Below are 18,394 nucleotides of genomic sequence, written 5' to 3' on the forward strand. Positions count from 1 at the left end.
ATGTCTGACAGGCCGCGGGACGCGGCCGGAAGGGTGTGCCATGAAGATCGCACTGACCGGTGGGAGCGGGAAGCTCGGCCGTGTGGCCGTCGAATACCTGCGCGCTTCGGGCCACGAGGTGTGGAACCTCGACCGCGTGGGGGAGCGCGGCGACCGGGGCTTCATCCTCACCGACCTCACCGACTACGGCCAGGTGATCGACGCCATCGCGGGTGTCGATGACCGCCACGACGGGGTGGACGCTGTCGTGCACCTGGGAGCGCTGCCCGCGCCGGGGCTCGCCCCGGACGCCGCAACGTTCCGGAACAACATGCTTGCCACGCACAGCGTCTTCCAGGCCGCGCGGCGCCTCGGCATCAAGCGGATCGCGTATGCGTCGAGCGAGACCGTGCTCGGGCTGCCGTTCGACATCGACCCGCCGTACATCCCGGTGGACGAGGAGTACGAGACGCGCCCCGAGAGCACGTACTCGCTCGTGAAGCACCTCGAAGAGCAGATGGCCCGCCAGCTGTGCCGCTGGGATCCGGAGCTCAGCATCTCCGCGCTGCGGTTCTCCAACGTCATGGTCCCCGAGGACTACCGGCGCTTCCCGCAGTTCGACTCCGATCCGCGCGCCCGCAAGTGGAACCTGTGGGGCTACATCGATGCCCGCGACGGCGCCCAGGCCATCGAGAAGGCGCTGCTCACGGCTCGCCCCGGCTTCGAGGCGTACATCATCGCGAACGCGGACACCGTCATGAGCCGCTCGTCGGCGTCGCTCGCCGCGGAGGTCTTCCCCAATGTGCGTGTGACCAAGGAGCTCGGCGAGCACGAGACGATGCTCGGCATCGACAAGGCCCGCCGGCTCCTCGGCTTCGACCCGCAGTTCAGCTGGCGCCAAGAGGCTTAGCGCCGTGGGGCGCCAGGCCGGCCCGGGCGCCCCACGCTTGCCACTAGCAGCCCTCGTAGTCCGTGAGGACCTTGACCTTCGCGGCCGAGGCGGAGTCCGGATCGAACGTGTAGCCGATCCACTCCTTCGCTAGCCGCCGCGCGAGCTCGACACCGACGACCCGCTGTCCCATGGTGAGGACCTGGCAGTTGTTCGAGAGCACCGAGCGCTCCACCGAGAACGAATCGTGGGCCGTCGCGGCGCGGATGCCCTCGACCTTGTTCGCCGCGATCGCAACGCCGAGGCCGGTGCCGCAGAACAGGATGGCCCGGTCAGCCTGGCCGTCCTTGATGAGCTGGCCCGCGGCCAGCCCGACGTACGGATAGGGCTTGGTGAAGTCGTCGTCGCCGCGGTGCACGCCGATGTCGATGACCTCGGCGACGCGCGGATCAGCCTGCAGATCCGCAACCACCTTGTCCTTGTAGTCGACGCCCGCCTCGTCCGAGCCGAGCACGATTCTCAGTCCGCTCATGATTTTGCCTTTCGGGTCAGCGGGCCGCCGCCGCGGCGGCCTGGGGGTCGAGCTCCGGTCCCAGCACCGCGAACACCGCGGCGAGGGAGACGGCGCCGGGGTCAGGGGTGCCGATGCTCTTCTCGGCGAGAGGCCGTGCGCGCCCCTTGCGGGGGCGCAGCTCAGCCGTGGACCGCGCGGCACTCGCCGCAGCGTCAGCCGCCGTCGTCCACGCCTCGGCGAGCGGCAGGCCGCGTTCGACGGCGCCGCTCAGCTCAGCGGCGAACGGCGCCAGCGCATCGACGAGGGTCTTGTCGCCTGGTTCGGCCCCTCCGAGGGCCTGGATGCGCTCGGCGAACGCCGAGACCGCGGCCGCGAGGGCAGCGCCGTCGGGACGCTCGCTGTCGCCGAGGCTTTCGCCCCACGCTCGGAGGCCTGCGCCCCACAGCACGCCGGACGTGCCGCCGGCCTTGTCGGCCCACGCGTCGCCGGCCGTCGCGAGCACCGACCCGGCACCGCGCCCGGCCGAGGCAGCAGCACGCGCCGCGGCGACCGCAGCGTCGACTCCGCGGACCATGCCGCGGCCGTGGTCGCCGTCGCCCGCTACGGAATCGAGCGCCGCGAGCTGGGCCTCGAGCTCGTGCAGCGTGCGCTGCGCCGCCGCGAGCGCGGCGACGCACTGCGCTGCGTACTCCTGAGACGCCGCGCTGGCAGGCGGCGCCCCGACCCCGTCGGCGGGCGCGGCGGCTGCGCGCGGCGCGGCGGACGTGGTGGGTGCCGCGGGCTCGGTCCGCACGACGGCTCCGCGGCGGTATGCCGGTGTCTGCGCGGGGGCAAGCCACAGGGCCTCGAGTTCTTCGTCGAGCCACATGAGCGTCAGGGAAGCGCCAGCCATGTCGAGGCTCGTCACGAGTTCGCCGACCTCAGGCGCCACGAGCTCGAGCCCGGCGTCGCGCAGAAGCGGGGCGACCGTGCGCCACAGGACGAACAGCTCCTCGGCCTTCGTGCTGCCGAGGCCGTTGAGGATCACGGCGACGCGCTCGCCTGCGCCTTCCGGGCGCTCCGCGAGGACCCCGGCGACGAGCTCCCGGCCCAGGTCCTCGGCGCGGGGGAGCGGGAGGTCTTTGAGCCCGGGCTCGCCATGGATGCCGAGCCCGAGGCCCATGAAGCCTTCGGGGAGCGAGAACAGGGGCCTCTCGGCGCCCGGGAACGTGCAGCTCGCGAACGCGGTGCCCAGCGTGCGCGTCGCGTCGTTGGCCTTGCGGCCCACGCGGACCACCTCGTCGAGGTCGAGGCCCGCCTCTGCCGCGGCCCCCATGACCTTGAACACCGTGAAGTCGCCCGCGATCCCGCGGCGCCGCTCGAGCTCGGCGGGCGGCGCGCTTGCGATGTCGTCCGTCACGATCACGTTCTCGGCGCGGATTCCCTCGGCGCGCAGGCGGTCCGTGGCGACGCCGAAGTTCATGACGTCGCCCGCGTAGTTGCCGTAAGCGAAGACGACTCCGCCGCCGTTCTCGGCGGCCCTCGCCACCGAGACGGCCTGCTGCGCGGACGGCGAGGTGAAGATGTTGCCCACCACGGCGCCGTCGGCGAAGCCCGCGCCGATGAGCCCGGCGAAGGCTGGGTAGTGGCCCGTGCCGCCGCCCAGGAGGACGGCGACCTTGGGCTCAGCCTCGCGGGAGCGGCGGATGGCGCCGCCCTCGACTCGCTCGACGAGGTCGGAGTGCGCGTCGCAGAAGCCGTCGAGGGCCTCGTCGGCGAAGTCCGCGGGATCGTTCGCGATGTGCGTCATGGGGTCTCCTTCGACTGTCTCTCGTGTGGCGCCCGGAGGCGTCAGTGGATGTGGCTGCCGCCGTTGATGTCCACCGTGGTGCCCGTGAGGTAGGAGGCGTCCTCCGAGGAGAGCCACGTGATGACGGCGGCGATCTCCTCGGTCGAGGCCGTGCGGCCCACGGGGATGTCGCGCGCGATCGCGGCCTCCTGCTCGTCCGTGCTGCCCACGCGGATGTTCGTGTCCACGGCGCCCGGCGTGATGGCGTTGACGGTCACGCCCGTGGGAGCGATCTCGCGGGCCAGCGCCTTCGTGAAGCCGAGGATCGCCGCCTTCGCGGAGGAATACGGGACGCGGCCGAACACGCCGCCGCCACGCTGCGCGGAGACCGAGGACATGTTCACGATCCGGCCCCAGCCCGCGTCGATCATGGCCGGGACGAACGCCTTCGTGACCAGATAGGTGCCCGTGGCGTTGACGGCCATGACCTTGTTCCAGAGGGCGAGGTCGGTCTCGAGGAACGGGACCGGGGAGGTGATGCCCGCGATGTTCGCGAGCGCGCCGATCACCGGTAGGCGGCCGGCGGCGACCTCGGTGGCGACCGCGGTCTGGGCGGCGGCGACCGAGGATTCGTCCGCGACGTCGATCTCGTGGCCGAACGCCGGGACGTTGAACTCGTTGGCGATCTCCTGGGCCACCTTCGCGGATTTCTCGCCGTCGAGGTCGAGGACGACGACGCCCCAGCCCTCGCGGGCGAAGCGGCGGGCGGTGGCGATGCCGATGCCGCGGTCGGACGTGGCGCCCGTGAGGATGGCGGTTCGCTGGATGCTGCTCATGGTTGCTTCCTTGCTGGTGTCAGTTGGTGTGTCAGTTGCGGTGTCAGATGCTGCTGTCAGATGAGGCTTGTGATGAAGGCTGCCGCGCTCGCCGCGGCCGCCGGACGCTCGTCATGGGTGGTGTCGCGGGTCTCGAGCTCGAGCGTGAAGTGGCCGGTGTAGTCGAGCTCGCGCAGGGCCGACAGCCCGCCCGCGAAGTCGACGGCGCCCGCGCCGATGCTGCGGTGGATGTCCCCGGGGACCGCGTCCCGGAGGTGCACGTGGGCGATCCGCGGGCCGAGGGCACGGGCTGCTTCCTCGAAGTTCCCGCCGGAGGCCACGGCGTGGCTTGCGTCGAGGACGTGCTGGACCGGGCTCCCGTCGAGCCGCGCGGCGAGTTCAAGCGCACGCTCGAGGTTCCAGCTCAGGCGGAGTACGTGGAGGGATTCCGTCCACAGGCCCAGCCCGCGGTCGGCGGCCACCTCGGCCGCGCCCGCGAGCTCGGCGGCGACGCGGTCCAGGTCAGCGTCGAGACTGTCCACGGGCTCGCGGTCGAGGGCGCCGCAGGGGAGGACGAGCGCCTCGGCGCCGACCGCGGCCGTGAGATCGAGGAGCCGGTCGAGGTGCTCGGCCCGCTTCCGGCGGGCCTCGGCGTCGAGCGGGGCGTTGAGATCGCCGACGTCGCCGTTCACGGAACGGACGCGGAGCCCGCTCGCCGCGACGTCCGCGGCGACAGACGAGACTGCCTCGCGGTCGAGGGTGTAGGGGACGTGGTCGCAGACGCCTGGGAGGGCGCCGAGATCGATCTCCTCGAAGCCGGCGGCGGCCATCGTGGCAAGGGCCGCAGGCAGGTCGAGGTGGCGGAAGCTGATCGAAGAGCATCCAAGCCGGGAGTGGTACATCGTCGTCGCCTTTCCGGGGGAGATGTGCACCACAATAAGTCTGTTAATTGTTAACAGTCAACCTAGAACGTTGACGGTTGACAATGAAGGTGACCCGTCCCACACTGGCATATCATGTCGACTGTCGACAGAACGGATCCGCGGAAGCACGTCCTCGGAGGCCTGTCGATTCTGGAAGGAACAGCAAATGAGCAATGAGGCTCTGGCCCTGCGCGGCCCGGTCCACGGCACCAAGGACGCCAAGCGCGTCGCCGTCGGCTCCGCCGTTGGCGCAGTCATCGAGACCTACGACTTCATCGGCTTCGGCACCGCCGCGGCCCTGTACTTCAACCACGCGTTCTTCCCGGGCGCCGATCCCGTGACGGGGACGCTCGCCTCGTTCGCGACGCTCGGCGTCGGCTTCGCGGCCCGCCCGCTCGGCGGGATCATCGGCGGCCACCTCGGTGACCGGCTCGGACGCAAGCCCGTCCTCGTCACGTCGCTCATCATCATGGGCCTCGCGACGTTCGCGATCGGGCTCCTGCCCACCTACGCGGCGGTTGGGCTCCTGGCCCCCGCGCTCCTTGTGACCGTGCGCATCGTCCAGGGCCTCGCGTTCGGAGCCGAGTGGGGCGGCGCCATCCTCATGAGCTACGAGCACGCGCCGTGGCGGCGCAAGGGCGCCGTGACCGGCATCGTCCAGGCCGGCTTCCCCGTGGGGCTCCTGCTGGCCAATCTCGTCTTCCTGTTCAGCGTCCATCTGGGCGACGAGTGGGCCTGGCGCATTCCGTTCCTCGCGAGCCTCGCGCTCGTGATCGTGGGCCTCATCATCCGCTCCAAGGTCCCCGAGTCGCCCGTGTTCGAGGACGTCAAGGAGCGCGGCGACATCGTCAAGGCGCCCATCGTGGAGGTCATCCGCGACGACTGGCGCAACATCCTGCGCGGCATCGGACTGCGGATCGCCGAGACGGCGGGCTACGCCGTGTCCGTGACGTACATGATCTCCTACCTGAACTCGGCGAAGCTTGCGGACAAGAACCAGACGCTCATCGCCCTGTGCATCGCCTCGGCGATCGGGATCATCGCCACCTGGAAGTGGGGCGCCCTGACCGACAAGGTGGGCCGCCGCCCGCTCTACATCTGGTCCTGCGCCTTCGCGGTCGCCTTCGGCGTTCCGATGTTCCTGCTCGTCAACACCGGCCTCTTCCTCTTCATCGTGGCCACGATCGTCATCGCGTACGCCGTGTGCCAGAACTCGCTCGCCGGCGCCCAGGGCGCATGGTTCCCGGAGCTCTTCCAGGCCAAGACCCGCTCGTCCGGCGCGTCGCTCGCGTACCAGATCTCGGCGATGGTCTCAGGGTTCACCCCCTTCATCACGACGCTCCTGTTCGTCAGCTTCGGCTGGGTCGGCCCGGCCCTCCTGTTCAGCGCGTACGGCGCGATCGGCCTCTGGGCCGCTCTCGTGACCCGCGAGACCTGGGGTCCGAAGGAGCGAGCGTCCGCCGAGCTCGCCGCGGCCGAAACCCCCGAACCCGCCCACTCCCGCTGAAGGAATCGAAGGACCAGCCGATGACATCGAACGTCGAAACCGCGCCGGCCGAGCGCCAGGCCGCCGTTGAGGCCGCGGCGTACCGGATCCGCCAGCACGCGCTCGCGATGGGCGAGGTGCAGGGTCAGGGCTACGTGGGCCAGGCCCTCGGCGCCGCGGACATCCTGGCCGCCGTCTACGCGGACCAGCTCGCCTTCCGCCCGGAGGACCCCGAGTGGGACGGCCGCGACCGCTTCCTGCTCTCGACGGGCCACTACGCGATCGGGCTCTACGCCGCGCTCGCAGAGGCAGGCATCGTCCCGGTCGAGGAGCTCGAGACCTACGGCTCGGACGATTCACGTCTCCCGATGTCTGGCATGTCCACCTACACCCCGGGCATGGAGATCTCCGGCGGTTCCCTCGGGCATGGCCTGCCAATCGCGGTCGGCCTTGCGCTGGGGCTCCGGGCGCGGGGCAACCCGGCCCGCGTCGTGAACTTCCTCTCCGACGGCGAGCTCGACGAGGGCTCGACCTGGGAGGCCGCCATGGGCGCCGCACATCACCGCCTGGGGCGGCTCACCGCCGTCGTCGATATCAACGCGCTCCAGGCAGACGGCCCGACCGCCGGGGTGCTGCGCACCGAGCCGGTCGCGGACAAGTGGGCAGCGTGCGGCTGGCGCGTCCAGCGCGTCGACGGGAACGACGTCGCCGCGCTCCTGGGCGCGTTCGATGCGATCGCCGCGGAGGCCTCAACGTATGACGGCGGCCGCGGCGCGCCTGCCGTGATCCTGTGCGACACGAAGGTGGGCCGCGGCGTGCCGCTGCTTGAGGAGCGCGAGAAGGCGCACTTCATGCGGATCGAAGAGCACGAATGGGCCGTCTGCCAGGACCAGCTCACCGCGGGCTACCGCGGGCCGGCCGAGGCTGGCCCTGCGGAGACACAGACCCGTGCGAAGACACAGACGCGAGAGAAGGTGGCACAGTGACGACGACGGCGGCCGCCCCCAAGGCGCCCAAGCTCAAGACCTCGGCGATGATCGCCTCCTTCGCGGACCCGGGGCAGCGGACGTCTCCGGCGCCGTTCGGGCACGCGCTCGCGGAGCTCGCCGAGCGCGACGAACGGATCGTGGGGCTCACGGCGGACCTGGGCAAGTACACCGACATGCACATCTTCGCCGAACGCCATCCGGACCGGTTCTTCCAGATGGGCATGGCGGAGCAGCTCCTGTTCGGGGCGGCGGCCGGGATGGCCCAGGCGGGCCTCGTGCCGTTCGCCTCGACCTATTCGGTGTTCGCCGCGCGGCGCGCCTACGACTTCATCTGCCTCGACATCGCCGAGCCAGAGCTCAACGTGAACATCGTGGGCGGCCTGCCGGGCCTCACCACCGGCTACGGCCCGAGCCATCAGGCCACCGAGGACGTTGCGATCTTCCGCGGGATGCCGAACCTCACGATCGTGGACCCGTGCGACGCCGTGGACATCGCCCAGGCCGTGCCGCAGCTGGCCGCCGCGCCGGGGCCGACCTACCTGCGCCTCCTGCGAGGGAAGGTTCCCGCGGTCCTGGACGAGTACGACTACACATTCGAGCTCGGCAAGGCCAAGGTCCTGCGGGGCGGGCGCGACGTCGTCCTCGTCTCGTCGGGCCTCATGACGATGCGCGCGCTCCAGGCCGCGGAGGCGCTCGCGGCCCATCATGTCGACGTCTCCGTGGTCCACACGCCCACGCTCAAGCCGTTCGACGAGGAGGCCGTGCTGCGGGAACTCGCCGGCGACCGGCTCGCGGTCACGCTCGAGAACCACACCGTGGTCGGAGGCCTCTTCGAGACCGTTGCGTCGGCTCTGGTCCGCCGAGGCCGGGGCACGCGCGTCGTGCCGATCGGACTCCCGGACAGCTTCCTCGAGGCGGGGGCGCTCCCGACGCTGCACGACAGGTACGGGATTTCGAAGGACCGCATCGTGGAACGCGTCCTCGCCGAGCTCGGCTGAGCCTCGGCTCGGGGAGGGGCGCGCCGGGGTCCTGGGCCTGTCCCAGGACTCCGGCGCGCCTATGATGACAGTTGACAGAACCGTCGCCCGTGCGACGGTCGACACAGGGAGGGCATATGGCCGCGACCGCAGCTCTGCTGGGGCTGGAGAAGACGAGCCTGCGCGAGCAGGCCCTCGTGGCGCTGCGCCGTGCCATCACGTCGGGGGATCTCGAGCCTGGCCGGCACCTCGTCGAGACTGAGCTGTCCGAGATGCTCCAGATCAGTCGTGGGACCCTGCGCGAGGCGCTGCGCCAGCTCCAGCAGGAGGGCCTCGTCTCCGCAGGCCCGCGCGGGCGGCTGAGCGTGCGGCACCTCGACGCGAAGGAGATCCGCGACATCTTCGCCGTTCGCGGCGCGCTCGAGTCGCTCGCGGCGCGGACGCTCATCGAGCAGCCCCGCCGTGCGCGCTCGGTCGGCGAGCTGCGCGCGGCGATCGAGGCGATGGAGGACGCCGACGGGCGGGGATTCGCGGACCGCATCGAGGCCGACCTCGACTTCCACCGGCTCCTGTGCCGCCTCGGCGGCAACGAGACCCTCGTGCACTCGTGGGAGTCCCTCGAGGGCTCCATCCGGATGTCCATCATGTTCGCCGGGCCCGACCGTGCCATGACCAACATGGGGATCGACAGGCACCGGGAGATCGTCAACGCGATCGAATCCGGCGACGCCGCCCTCGCCCGGCAGACCATCATCGACCACATGGACGACGCCGCCCGCACGCTCGTGGACTGAGCCGGAGCGGCGCTGCCAGTCACTGGTCGCGGCCGCTCACCGTTCGCGGCCGGTCACCGTGCGAGGACCTCCTCCAGGAGCTGCGCGAGGCGCTCGTGGCCCGCGGGCGTGGGGTGCTCACCGTCGGGGCCGATGAGCTCGTCGGCGTGCCCGGCGATCCAGTCTTCGGCGATGGGGTCGACGAAGTCCGAGCCCGTGCGGTCCGCGGCCGTGCGGAGCGCGTCCCGGATCGACGTGAGCTCCGAGTCCGCCGGGAAGGTGTACGACGGGGGGCCGACGACGATGAGCCTGGCGTCAGGCGCCGCCTTCGCGCGGGCTGCCTGGAACGCCGTAGTCGCGGCCTCGGTGATCTGCGATGGCGGGTTCCCGAAGTCGTTGTCCGAACCGAAGAAGAGGACGACTTTCGTGTCCCCGTTCACGAACTGGTCTACCTCGGTGCCGAACGTGTCGCCCTCGTCTCCCGGAGCGACGTAGCCACTGCCGTTTTCGGCGGCGTTGACTACCTCGAGCCTGCCCGGGCCCGCTTCCTCGGCGCGCGCGAGCAGCACCGGCCAGGACTCCTCCGCGGAGGTCCCGAACCCCGTGCTGAGCGAGTCTCCGATGACCACGAGGCGGTCGCGGGCCGGGAGGAGGCCCGTGCTCGCCACGGATGCGAAGGCGATGAGGGCGATGCCGGCGACCACGATGACGACGGCGCGTGCAGGCCCGCGGCGCGCGGGCCGCGGCTCATCGCTGCTGGCCACTGCGTCTCCCCGGGATCCATTCCTGCCCGCCGCGCTTCCGCTCGGGCTCATATCGCCACCAGTATTCCCCACTGGCCGGGGGCCACGAAAGTTATGCCGGGCCTCGCCGAGGTGCGAGGTCCACGTCTTCGTCCCCGCCGAGCCCGGTGCAGTCCACAGCCTCGGCTCCGTTCGCGCGCAGATACGGCCCTGCGCCGACATCGCCCGAGAGCCCCGCGCTGAGCGGCTCCCAGTGGTCGCGGCCGAGGAGCACGGGGTGTCCCGGCGTCCCGCCGTAAACGGCCCGGCGCAGCGACGAGGGTCCGACGGTGCCGCCTGCAACCCGTGCCAGGGCCTCGGGGGAGAGGCGGGGGATGTCGACGAGCGTCACGAGCGCGCCCACCGGCCCTTCGACCCCCGCGAGCGCGGCGAGGGCCGCCCGCAGCGACTCCGCGACGCCGTCGGCCCACCGCTCGGCGACCACGGGCACGACGCGCGGATCCTCGGGGAGGAGCCGCCGCGCGTCGTCCGCCGCCGCTCCGAGGACGACGACGACGGGGGCGCACCCCGCGTCGAGGAGGAGCCGGACGGCCCGGGCGAGCCAGCTGCCAGCCTCCGGGGTGGCCGCGAGGGCCTTGGGTCCGCCGAAGCGGGTGCCTGCCCCGGCGGCCAGGAGAATGCCCGCGAGGGGAGCCGCGGGCGGGGTCGTCGTCATGGGCCCAGCCTATGGGTGCGGAAGAAGCGTCCCTCAAGCGCCGAAGGGGGCCAGCCGCACGTGGCGGCCAGCCCCCTTCGGGATGCGTCGGGGTTCGTCAGAGGGGACGGACCTTGGCGGCCTGCAGGCCCTTCGGACCCTGCTGGGTCTCGAACTCGACCTTCTGGCCTTCCTGAAGCTCGCGGAAGCCCTTTGCCTCGATAGCGGTGAAGTGGACGAAGACGTCGTCCGTGTTGTCGTCGGGAGCGATGAAGCCGAAGCCCTTCTCGCCGTTGAACCACTTGACGGTTCCAGTTGCCATGGTGTCCTCCTGGACGTTGCGCCGCCCCGTCCTTCGGGGTGCGCGCGCAGCCGTGTCCGTAACCGCCCATCAGAGTCAACACACGGCCTCCGGCGGAGACCGGGCATCGGCAAGATACCGCGAAACATCAAACTACGTGCAATAGGATACCCGGGCGAGGCGCTCTGTGCGCAGTCGCGCCGCCTGCCGCGTCGTCGTCGGCGCGGTGCCGCGCTTTCAGGCCGCCCGGAGCGCTCAGTCGTAGCCGAGGTCGATGTCCGGATTGGGCTCTTCCTCGTCCGAATCGAGTTCGATCATGCGGCGTGGGCTGTGGAGCGGGTCGATCTCGTCCAGGAGCTCGGGGTTGTCCGAGGATCCTTCCGGACTCTGGCTGTTGCGGCCGTCAAGGGGCTCGGTGAGATCGTCGTCTTCGGTGTTGCCGTAGTCGACGCTGTGGGTCATGGCGTGTTCCTCTCTCCCTGACCGTCGGGGGGTACGAGCGGTACGACGGCGGTCACCCGGCGTCGAAGCGCTCGTCCTCCGCCTCGTCGTCGTCCCGATCGTTGCCGGAGCCATCCGGGAGTGCCGAGACGTCCACCTTCTCGTGAGTGCGTGCGGGGGTCCCGGCCTCGGTGGCCAGGGGCTCCGTCGATTCGGTTCGCATAGCTCCTCCTACGAGGTGAGGGCGTCCCCGCAGTCAGGGACCGGTAGGCGGTCACCTCTTCCACCTCCACGGTATTCCTGCAGGCGCCGGAAGGTCAGTAGGCAAAGAGCGCGGCTTTTCGGCCGGTGGAACGTGCCGGCTACCCGGCCCAGCGGTACTCCTTCTCCGGCCTCCCGGGCGTGCCGTACCGCGCCGAGCGGGTCAGGACGCCGGCGTCCGCGAGGTGCTCGAGGTAGCGCCGGGCCGTGACGCGCGAGACCCCCACGGCCTCCATGACTTCCGTCGCCGAGACCGCCGCTCCCCGCCCGCGGACGAACGTGCGGATCGACTCGAGCGTCCCGGGGGAGAGGCCCTTCGGGAGCGGGGTTCCGACCGGGGTGCGCAGCGCGGCAAGCGCCTCGTCCACCGAGTCCTGCGACGCCGTCCCCTCGGCGCTCGCAAGGGAGCTGCGGAACTGGCGGTAGTGCTCGAGCCGTTCGGCGAAGGCCGCGAACGTGAACGGCTTGATGAGGTACTGCACCACGCCTGCCGAGATGGCGCGGCGCACCACGGGGAGCTCCCGCACGGCCGTGATCGCGAGGATGTCCGGGTGGTGGCCTCCGGCGCGGAGCCTCCGCGCGACGTCGAGCCCGTGGAGGTCGGGCAGATTCATGTCGAGGAGGACGAGGTCGGCCGGGGTTCCCGCCGCCGCCAGCTCGCCGGCCAGCCGGAGGGCTGTCGCGCCGTCGTGCGCCGTCCCGACGTGCGCGAAGCCGGCGAGCCTGCCGATGTAGGCGGCGTGGGCCGCCGCGGCGATGGGTTCGTCCTCGACGACGAGGACTCGAAGCTCGGTCATGGTGCCTTCCAGGTCGGGGCGGGGATGGTCACGGTGAAGACGGCGCCGCGCTCGCCGGAGACGGCAACGGTCCCGCCGAGCGCTTCGACTGAGCGACGCACGAGGGCGAGGCCGAGGCCGCGCCCCGCGGCGCCGTGGGGCTTCGTCGAGTACCCGAATTGGAGGATCCGTTCGCGCTCTGCGGCCGGCACCCCCGGGCCCGAGTCGGAGACCTCGATGGCCAGGGCCCCGTCCTCCTCGCGCAGCTCGAGCGCGGCCCATCGGGGCGCCTCGCCCGCTGCGGCGGCGTCGATCGCGTTGTCCAGCAGATTGCCCACGATGGTCACGAGGTGCTTGGGCTCGAGGCCCACCGAGCCGAGGCTCCCGGTCGCCTCGGCGTCGAGCTGGACCCCGCGCTCGTGCGCCTGCGCGGCTTTGCCCATCACGAGGGCCGCGAGGACGGGCTCTTGGACGGAGACCACGAGCTCGTTCGCGAGGGACTGGCTGAGCGAGAGGTCCTCGGTGGCGAACGCGAGTGCCTCCTCCGTGCGGCCCAGCTCGAGGAGCGAGACGATCGTGTGCAGACGGTTGGCGTGTTCGTGCGTCTGGCTGCGGAGCGCGTCGGAGAGCGTGCGCATCGTGGCGAGCTCGGAGCCGAGCGCCTCGATCTCCGTCTGGTCACGCAGCGTCGCGACCGAGCCGAGCAGCCGCGGGCGGCGCGTCCCCGGGGAGGACGCCGGCTCCTGGTTCATCACGAGCACGCGGTCCTTCGTGAGGTGGATCTCGTCGTGAGCGGTCCGGCCGCTCGAGAGGAGCTCGCGGACGCTTTCGGGGAGGTCCAGGTCGCTCAGGAGCGGAGCGGCGGAGCCGGTCTCGGACGGCGGGAGCCCCAAGAGCTCCGAGGCCTGGTCGTTGCGGATCACGAGCCTCCCGCGCGGATCCACCATGACCACGCCCTCGCGCACCGAGTGGAGCACCGACTCGTAGTACGCGAACAGCTGGCTGAGCTGCTCGAGGCCGTAGCCGTGCGTCGCGGCGGAGAGGCGCCTTTCGAGGAGCCCGGCGCCGAGCAGGCCCAGCAGGATCACGACGACGGCGATCCCCAGCACCGCGGGGATGCGGGACGCGAGCGCGACATCCAGGTTCGTCACGGTCACCCCCGCGGCGACCATCCCGATGACGCGTCCCGTACCGGGCGCCTTGATCGGAACGATCGTGCGCACCGAGGGACCGAGCGTGCCCGTATACGTTTCGGTCAGGGTCTGGCCCGCGAGCGCCTGCGCTGTCGAGCCGAGGTACTTCCCGCCGATCTCGGAGGGTGTGGGGTGGGTCCAGCGCGTCGCGTCCGGCGCCATGATCGTGATGAAGTCCAGGCCTGCGTCCGTGATCACCTGATTCGCGTACGGCTGGAGGGCCGGCGTCGGGTCTGTGCCCGGTGCGGCGAGCGCCGCATTCACCACCACGGGGCTGTCGGCGATTGCCTGGGCGACTGAAAGCGTGCGCTTCCCGGCCGCCTGGTGGAGCTGGTCCCGGGCGTCGAGGAAGAATGCCGTGCCCACGAAGGCCGTGAACAGGATGACCGCGAGCACCAAGAGCAGGAAGAGGCGCCGTGCGAGGCTCAGCTGCCGCATCGGCTCCTCATTCCTCTCTTCTTCGGCTTCCCTCGAGTCGTCTTCGGTTTCCCTGCGGTACCTCTGTTTTCCCGTAGGCCGGGCACCACATGTGGTCGTTGCCGCGACCAATATGACCGCAATAGTGGCCTCTCTCACAGCGTATTGGAAGGTTGTATGGCCGCGGTCACAGCGACGTGGCACCGACTCGAGGGAGAGGACCCATGGCAACCGTGCCACTCACGCCGGCAGAGAAGCCGGCGAAGAAGAAGGCCGATCGCACGCACTGGCTGTACATCGCCGTCATCGTCGCGGTGGTGCTCGGCGTCGTCGTCGGCCTTGTTTTCCCCGGCAAGGACGGCCTCGCGGCCAACCTCAAGCCGCTGGGCGACGCGTTCGTGAACCTTATCAAGATGATGATCGCCCCCGTGATTTTCTGCACGATCGTGCTGGGCATCGGGTCGATCGCGAAGGCCGCGACCGTCGGCAAGGTTGGCGGCCTCGCACTCACCTACTTCGTGGTCATGAGCACGTTCGCGCTCGGGATCGGCCTCGTGGTCGGCAACATCATCCACCCCGGTGAGGGCCTCAACCTCAAGGACGCGACGTACAAGGCCCCCGAGGCCACGGACACGACCAACTTCCTGCTGGGGATCATCCCCAACACACTGGTCTCCTCGCTCACCTCGGGCCAGATCCTCCAGACGCTCTTCGTGGCCCTCCTCGTGGGCTTCGCGCTGCAGCGCATGGGCAAGACGGGCACCATGCTGCTCGAGTTCATCCGCCAGGCGCAGGCGCTCGTGTTCCGGATCCTGGTGATGATCATGTGGCTCGCCCCGATCGGCGCGTTCGGTGCGATCGCCGCCGTCGTCGGCGCCACGGGCTGGAAGGCCGTCCTGAGCCTCCTGACGCTCATGATCGCGTTCTACATCACGTGCATCCTGTTCATCGTGGTGGTGCTCGGGACGCTCCTGCGCGCCGTGGCGGGTGTGAACATCTTCAGGCTCATGAAGTACCTCGCTCGCGAGTACCTCATCATCGTCTCGACGTCGTCCTCCGAGGCGGCCCTCCCGCGGCTCATCGCGAAGATGGAGCACCTCGGCGTGTCCAAGCCGGTCGTGGGCGTGACCGTCCCCACGGGCTATTCGTTCAACCTCGACGGGACGGCGATCTACCTCACCATGGCCTCGCTCTTCATCGCGACGGCGATGGGCCAGCCCATGAACCTCGGCGAGCAGATCGCGCTCCTCGTGTTCATGATCATCGCGTCGAAGGGCGCGGCCGGCGTGAGCGGGGCGGGCCTCGCGACCCTGGCCGGCGGCCTCCAGTCGCACGCGCCGCAGCTCGTGGGCGGCGTCTCCTTCATCGTCGGCATCGACCGCTTCATGTCGGAGGCCCGGGCGCTCACGAACTTCACGGGCAACGCCGTGGCCACCGTGCTCATGGGCGTGTGGACCCGCGAGATCGACCGCGACCGCGCGGGCGAGGTCCTCAGCGGGCGGCTTCCGTTCGACGAGACGACGATGCTCGCCGCAGACGGGCACGGCCCGGCAGCGGACGACGGCGAAGGCTCGCCACGCGCGGTCGGCGCACCCGAGCCGGCGAACGCCTGAGCATCCGGGGACGGGGCCACTGAGTCTCCTGGTTCGCTGTGCCCCCCGGTGGCCTTCACCGGACGCCGGTTGCTGCGCCGTCACGTTCGCAGGGTCTCAGCCCCGCGCAACGTGACGGCGCAGCGGCGTCGAAGGGACTAACCTTGAGGCTCTACTTGAGGGTCAAGGCTCGCCGGACTCCCCTTGTCAAGGTTCCAAAGATGCGTGTCCCCGCTGTGTAGGCTGGGGTCTCAAGAAGCCGCAGGCAGCGAATCGAAAGTGGATGGATACGTGAGCACAGAGCAGAGCGCCGCGACTCTGGACGGCATCACCGAGGACCCCACGGACGTCGTGCTCGGCCCCACGGGCCGCCCCTTGCGGGAGTACCCCGTCCCTGCACCCCTCGACTCACACGGCCCCGCCCGCATCATCGCGATGGTGAACCAGAAGGGCGGCGTCGGCAAGACGACGTCCGCCATCAATCTCGCCGCTGCGCTCGCCGAGTACGGCCGCCGGGTGCTCATCGTCGACTTCGATCCCCAGGGCGCCGCGTCTGCTGGGCTCGGCACGAATCCGCACGAGCTGGACGTCACCGTCTACAACGTGATGATGGACCGCCACGTCGACATCCACGAGGCGATCCGCAAGACCGAGATCGAGAATCTCGACCTCCTCCCCGCGAACATCGACCTCTCCGCGGCCGAGGTCCAGCTCGTCACCGAGGTGGCGCGCGAGCAGGTCCTCGCGAGCGCCCTCCGCAAGGTCGAGGACGAATACGACGTGGTCCTCATCGACTGCCAGCCGTCGCTTGGCCTGCTCACGGTCAACGCGCTCTCGGCCGCACACGGGGTGGTCATACCGCTCATCTGCGAATTCTTCGCGCTGCGCGCCGTCGCACTCCTCGTCGAGACGATCGACAAGGTCCAGGACCGCCTCAACCCGCGGCTCGTCGTGGACGGCGTCCTCGCGACGATGTTCGACGCGCGCACGCTCCACAGCCGCGAGGTCATCGCGCGCCTCGTCGAGGCGTTCGGCGACAAGGTGTTCGACACCGTGATCCGGCGCACGATCAAGTTCGCGGACGCGACGGTGGCCGCCGAGCCGATCACGCGGTACGCGGCGAACCACCCCGGCGCCGAGGCGTACCGGGCGCTTGCGCGCGAGCTCGTGGCCCGCGGTGGAGCCCCCTAGCCTCGAGGCAGCGGACCCCGGGCAGTCTGCGGCGGGCTTCGAGGTCCGGCTCGAGAACTTCACCGGCCCGTTCGACGCACTGCTGGGCCTCATCGCCAAGCGCCGGCTCGACATCACCGAGGTTTCCCTCGCGACCGTCACGGACGACTTCATCGCCTACATCCGGGCCATGAAGGAACGCGGCGAGGAGTGGGCCCTCGACGAGGCCAGCGAGTTCCTCGTGATTGCCGCAACCCTTCTGGACCTCAAGGCCGCCCGGCTCCTGCCGCAGGGCGAGGTGGAGGACGAGGAGGACGTGGCACGGCTCGAGGCCCGGGACCTCCTGTTCGCGAGGCTCCTGCAGTACAAGGCGTTCAAGGAGATCGCCGCGATCTTCGACCGGACGTTCGAAGCTGAGGGCCGGAGGTTCCCCCGCGCCGTCGCCCTCGAGCCCTCCTTCGCCGCGCTCCTGCCCGAGCTCGTGTGGCAGCACACGCCCGAGCAGTTCGCGGCGCTCGCCGCGAAGGCGTTCGCGCCCAAGGAGGCTCCGCCGTCGGAAGTCGGGCTCGCGCACCTGCACGCGCCGCCCGTGAGCGTGCGCGAGCAGGCCGCGATCCTCGGCGCGCGCCTGCGCTACGGCGGCCCCCAGAGCTTCCGCATGCTCACGGCGGACGCCGACTCGCGGCTCGTCATCGTGGCCCGCTTCCTCGCGCTCCTCGAGATGTTCCGCGACCGCGCGGTCTCCTTCGAGCAGGCAGCCCCGCTCGCGGAGCTGAGCGTGCGCTGGACGGCGGGGGAGGGCTGGTCGGCCGAGCGGCTCAGCGAGGAGTACGACGACGGCGGGGCGGAGCCCGAGGAGGACGCCAGCCGCGACGGCGACGCAGAAGGCGGCGCAGCCGAGGGGCGTGCCGTAGTGGACGAGGACGGAGACCGGGAGGAGCAGCATGCAGCAGGATGACCGAAGGGCCGCGGCCCTCGAGGCCGTGCTCATGGTGGTGGACGAGCCGGTGAGCGCGGCCGAGCTCGCTGCGACGCTCGAGCTGCCGCAGCCCGAAGTCGAGGAGCTCCTCGGCACTCTCGCCGCCCAGTACGACGCCGACGGCCGCGGCTTCGAACTCCGCCCCGTTGCGGGGGGCTGGCGGTTCTATTCGCGGGCCGAGTTCGCGGACGTCGTCTCGCGGTACGTGCTCGAGGGGCAGACTGCGCGGCTCACGCAGGCCGCGCTGGAGACGCTCGCGGTCATCGCGTACCGCCAGCCCGTGGCGCGCTCGCGCGTCGCCGCGATCCGCGGCGTCAACGTCGATTCGGTGGTCCGCACGCTCGTCTCGCGCGGGCTCGTCGAGGAGGGCGGCACCGATCCGGAGTCGGGCGCGATCCTGTACCAGACCACGTCCTACTTCCTCGAGCGACTGGGCATCGGATCCATCGCCGAGCTCCCGCAGCTCTCGCCGCACCTCCCCGGCCTCGACGAGCTGGGCTCGATCGAATTCGAACGCTAGTCGACGCCGAATTCCCCAGCTTCTGTTCCGGATTCCCCAGTTTTCAGCCGCCCCAGATGGGGGCACACCGGGCGGATTCCATCTGTCAAGTGCAATCGCTTCGCCGTGTCGGGGTCGGGTTCGGCTGTCAGGCGGCGGCGGGCAGGAGGAGTTCGGTGAGGGCCTGGGCGGGGGTGCGGAGTCCGAGTGTCGGT

At 70.7% G+C, this 18,394-nt stretch carries 20 protein-coding genes; 9 read left to right on the top strand and 11 right to left on the bottom strand.

Translation table 11 applies throughout. The features are described 5' to 3' along the window. Positions 1 to 40: 40 nt before the first annotated feature. Complete coding sequence (locus E6A26_RS16930) at positions 41 to 889, top strand: NAD-dependent epimerase/dehydratase family protein (RefSeq protein ID WP_136612385.1); 849 nt, start codon at positions 41 to 43, stop codon at positions 887 to 889. A gap of 43 nt (positions 890 to 932) precedes the next feature. Here the strand turns inward: E6A26_RS16930 and E6A26_RS16935 are convergent, their stop codons facing one another. The 4 genes from E6A26_RS16935 to E6A26_RS16950 are packed head-to-tail and all read right to left on the bottom strand — an operon-like array spanning position 933 to position 4,867. Continuing rightward, the gene (locus E6A26_RS16935) at positions 933 to 1,400 is read right to left on the bottom strand and encodes a ribose-5-phosphate isomerase (RefSeq protein ID WP_136612386.1); all 468 of its coding nucleotides are present in this window, start codon (positions 1,398 to 1,400) and stop codon (positions 933 to 935) included. Positions 1,401 to 1,416: 16 nt separating this feature from the next. Beyond that, on the bottom strand, positions 1,417 to 3,171 hold the full coding sequence (locus E6A26_RS16940; RefSeq protein ID WP_136612387.1) for a dihydroxyacetone kinase family protein: 1,755 nt from the start codon (positions 3,169 to 3,171) through the stop codon (positions 1,417 to 1,419). A gap of 41 nt (positions 3,172 to 3,212) precedes the next feature. After that, positions 3,213 to 3,986, bottom strand: a complete 774-nt coding sequence (locus E6A26_RS16945) for an SDR family NAD(P)-dependent oxidoreductase (protein WP_136612388.1) — start codon at positions 3,984 to 3,986, stop codon at positions 3,213 to 3,215. Positions 3,987 to 4,042: 56 nt separating this feature from the next. Beyond that, complete coding sequence (locus E6A26_RS16950; protein WP_136612402.1) at positions 4,043 to 4,867, bottom strand: sugar phosphate isomerase/epimerase family protein; 825 nt, start codon at positions 4,865 to 4,867, stop codon at positions 4,043 to 4,045. A gap of 187 nt (positions 4,868 to 5,054) precedes the next feature. Here E6A26_RS16950 and E6A26_RS16955 point away from each other — a divergent pair, with 187 nt between their 5' ends. The 4 genes from E6A26_RS16955 (at position 5,055) to E6A26_RS16970 (ending at position 9,134) form a co-directional block, all read left to right on the top strand. After that, entirely contained in the window at positions 5,055 to 6,395 is a 1,341-nt protein-coding gene (locus tag E6A26_RS16955; RefSeq protein ID WP_136612389.1) for an MFS transporter, read from the top strand. 20 nt (positions 6,396 to 6,415) lie between these two features. After that, complete coding sequence (locus E6A26_RS16960) at positions 6,416 to 7,360, top strand: transketolase (protein ID WP_136612390.1); 945 nt, start codon at positions 6,416 to 6,418, stop codon at positions 7,358 to 7,360. 47 nt (positions 7,361 to 7,407) lie between these two features. Continuing rightward, on the top strand, positions 7,408 to 8,361 hold the full coding sequence (locus E6A26_RS16965; RefSeq protein WP_136612403.1) for a transketolase family protein: 954 nt from the start codon (positions 7,408 to 7,410) through the stop codon (positions 8,359 to 8,361). Positions 8,362 to 8,477: 116 nt separating this feature from the next. Beyond that, complete coding sequence (locus tag E6A26_RS16970; RefSeq protein WP_136612391.1) at positions 8,478 to 9,134, top strand: GntR family transcriptional regulator; 657 nt, start codon at positions 8,478 to 8,480, stop codon at positions 9,132 to 9,134. 53 nt (positions 9,135 to 9,187) lie between these two features. Here the strand turns inward: E6A26_RS16970 and E6A26_RS16975 are convergent, their stop codons facing one another. The 7 genes from E6A26_RS16975 to E6A26_RS17000 all read right to left on the bottom strand — a co-directional run bounded on the left by E6A26_RS16975 (position 9,188) and on the right by E6A26_RS17000 (position 13,960). Beyond that, a complete protein-coding gene (locus E6A26_RS16975) occupies positions 9,188 to 9,877 on the bottom strand; it encodes an SGNH/GDSL hydrolase family protein (protein ID WP_168928776.1) in 690 nt (229 codons plus the stop codon). A gap of 91 nt (positions 9,878 to 9,968) precedes the next feature. After that, on the bottom strand, positions 9,969 to 10,571 hold the full coding sequence (locus tag E6A26_RS16980; RefSeq protein WP_136612393.1) for a nucleotidyltransferase family protein: 603 nt from the start codon (positions 10,569 to 10,571) through the stop codon (positions 9,969 to 9,971). A 97-nt stretch (positions 10,572 to 10,668) separates the two neighbouring features. After that, positions 10,669 to 10,872 (bottom strand): cold-shock protein, encoded by a 204-nt coding sequence (locus E6A26_RS16985; protein ID WP_136612394.1) that lies wholly within the window; start codon positions 10,870 to 10,872, stop codon positions 10,669 to 10,671. A 234-nt stretch (positions 10,873 to 11,106) separates the two neighbouring features. Then, positions 11,107 to 11,313, bottom strand: a complete 207-nt coding sequence (locus E6A26_RS16990) for a hypothetical protein (RefSeq protein WP_136612395.1) — start codon at positions 11,311 to 11,313, stop codon at positions 11,107 to 11,109. Between the two features lie 52 nt (positions 11,314 to 11,365). Then, positions 11,366 to 11,515, bottom strand: coding sequence for a hypothetical protein (locus tag E6A26_RS17690; RefSeq protein WP_168928777.1), 150 nt, complete (start codon positions 11,513 to 11,515; stop codon positions 11,366 to 11,368). A 139-nt stretch (positions 11,516 to 11,654) separates the two neighbouring features. Next, positions 11,655 to 12,350: a response regulator gene (locus tag E6A26_RS16995; RefSeq protein WP_136612396.1), complete on the bottom strand. Its 696-nt coding sequence runs from the start codon at positions 12,348 to 12,350 to the stop codon at positions 11,655 to 11,657. After that, positions 12,347 to 13,960: a sensor histidine kinase gene (locus E6A26_RS17000; protein ID WP_136612397.1), complete on the bottom strand. Its 1,614-nt coding sequence runs from the start codon at positions 13,958 to 13,960 to the stop codon at positions 12,347 to 12,349. Before E6A26_RS17000 ends, E6A26_RS16995 begins: the two co-directional genes overlap by 4 nt. A gap of 203 nt (positions 13,961 to 14,163) precedes the next feature. On the opposite strand from E6A26_RS17000, the gene E6A26_RS17005 reads away from it, so the two are divergent. The 4 genes from E6A26_RS17005 (at position 14,164) to scpB (ending at position 18,200) form a co-directional block, all read left to right on the top strand. Continuing rightward, positions 14,164 to 15,552, top strand: a complete 1,389-nt coding sequence (locus E6A26_RS17005) for a cation:dicarboxylate symporter family transporter (RefSeq protein WP_136612398.1) — start codon at positions 14,164 to 14,166, stop codon at positions 15,550 to 15,552. Between the two features lie 270 nt (positions 15,553 to 15,822). Beyond that, complete coding sequence (locus E6A26_RS17010; protein ID WP_136612399.1) at positions 15,823 to 16,722, top strand: ParA family protein; 900 nt, start codon at positions 15,823 to 15,825, stop codon at positions 16,720 to 16,722. Further along, a complete protein-coding gene (locus E6A26_RS17015; RefSeq protein WP_234865639.1) occupies positions 16,709 to 17,659 on the top strand; it encodes a segregation and condensation protein A in 951 nt (316 codons plus the stop codon). Before E6A26_RS17010 ends, E6A26_RS17015 begins: the two co-directional genes overlap by 14 nt. Then, positions 17,646 to 18,200: an SMC-Scp complex subunit ScpB gene (scpB, locus tag E6A26_RS17020; RefSeq protein WP_136612401.1), complete on the top strand. Its 555-nt coding sequence runs from the start codon at positions 17,646 to 17,648 to the stop codon at positions 18,198 to 18,200. Before E6A26_RS17015 ends, scpB begins: the two co-directional genes overlap by 14 nt. The last annotated feature ends 194 nt before the right edge of the window (positions 18,201 to 18,394 follow it).

It is taken from the genome of Sinomonas albida (assembly GCF_004919045.1).
GTDB lineage: Bacteria > Actinomycetota > Actinomycetes > Actinomycetales > Micrococcaceae > Sinomonas > Sinomonas albida.

Excerpts from the sequence above, each read along its gene's own strand:
- E6A26_RS16930 (WP_136612385.1), top strand. The coding sequence starts at position 41 with ATGAAGATCGCACTGACCGGTGGGAGCGGGAAGCTCGGCCGTGTGGCC.
- E6A26_RS16935 (WP_136612386.1), bottom strand. The coding sequence starts at position 1,400 with ATGAGCGGACTGAGAATCGTGCTCGGCTCGGACGAGGCGGGCGTCGAC.
- E6A26_RS16940 (WP_136612387.1), bottom strand. The coding sequence starts at position 3,171 with ATGACGCACATCGCGAACGATCCCGCGGACTTCGCCGACGAGGCCCTC.
- E6A26_RS16945 (WP_136612388.1), bottom strand. The coding sequence starts at position 3,986 with ATGAGCAGCATCCAGCGAACCGCCATCCTCACGGGCGCCACGTCCGAC.
- E6A26_RS16950 (WP_136612402.1), bottom strand. The coding sequence starts at position 4,867 with ATGTACCACTCCCGGCTTGGATGCTCTTCGATCAGCTTCCGCCACCTC.
- E6A26_RS16955 (WP_136612389.1), top strand. The coding sequence starts at position 5,055 with ATGAGCAATGAGGCTCTGGCCCTGCGCGGCCCGGTCCACGGCACCAAG.
- E6A26_RS16960 (WP_136612390.1), top strand. The coding sequence starts at position 6,416 with ATGACATCGAACGTCGAAACCGCGCCGGCCGAGCGCCAGGCCGCCGTT.
- E6A26_RS16965 (WP_136612403.1), top strand. The coding sequence starts at position 7,408 with ATGATCGCCTCCTTCGCGGACCCGGGGCAGCGGACGTCTCCGGCGCCG.
- E6A26_RS16970 (WP_136612391.1), top strand. The coding sequence starts at position 8,478 with ATGGCCGCGACCGCAGCTCTGCTGGGGCTGGAGAAGACGAGCCTGCGC.
- E6A26_RS16980 (WP_136612393.1), bottom strand. The coding sequence starts at position 10,571 with ATGACGACGACCCCGCCCGCGGCTCCCCTCGCGGGCATTCTCCTGGCC.
- E6A26_RS16985 (WP_136612394.1), bottom strand. The coding sequence starts at position 10,872 with ATGGCAACTGGAACCGTCAAGTGGTTCAACGGCGAGAAGGGCTTCGGC.
- E6A26_RS16990 (WP_136612395.1), bottom strand. The coding sequence starts at position 11,313 with ATGACCCACAGCGTCGACTACGGCAACACCGAAGACGACGATCTCACC.
- E6A26_RS17690 (WP_168928777.1), bottom strand. The coding sequence starts at position 11,515 with ATGCGAACCGAATCGACGGAGCCCCTGGCCACCGAGGCCGGGACCCCC.
- E6A26_RS16995 (WP_136612396.1), bottom strand. The coding sequence starts at position 12,350 with ATGACCGAGCTTCGAGTCCTCGTCGTCGAGGACGAACCCATCGCCGCG.
- E6A26_RS17000 (WP_136612397.1), bottom strand. The coding sequence starts at position 13,960 with ATGCGGCAGCTGAGCCTCGCACGGCGCCTCTTCCTGCTCTTGGTGCTC.
- E6A26_RS17005 (WP_136612398.1), top strand. The coding sequence starts at position 14,164 with ATGGCAACCGTGCCACTCACGCCGGCAGAGAAGCCGGCGAAGAAGAAG.
- scpB (WP_136612401.1), top strand. The coding sequence starts at position 17,646 with ATGCAGCAGGATGACCGAAGGGCCGCGGCCCTCGAGGCCGTGCTCATG.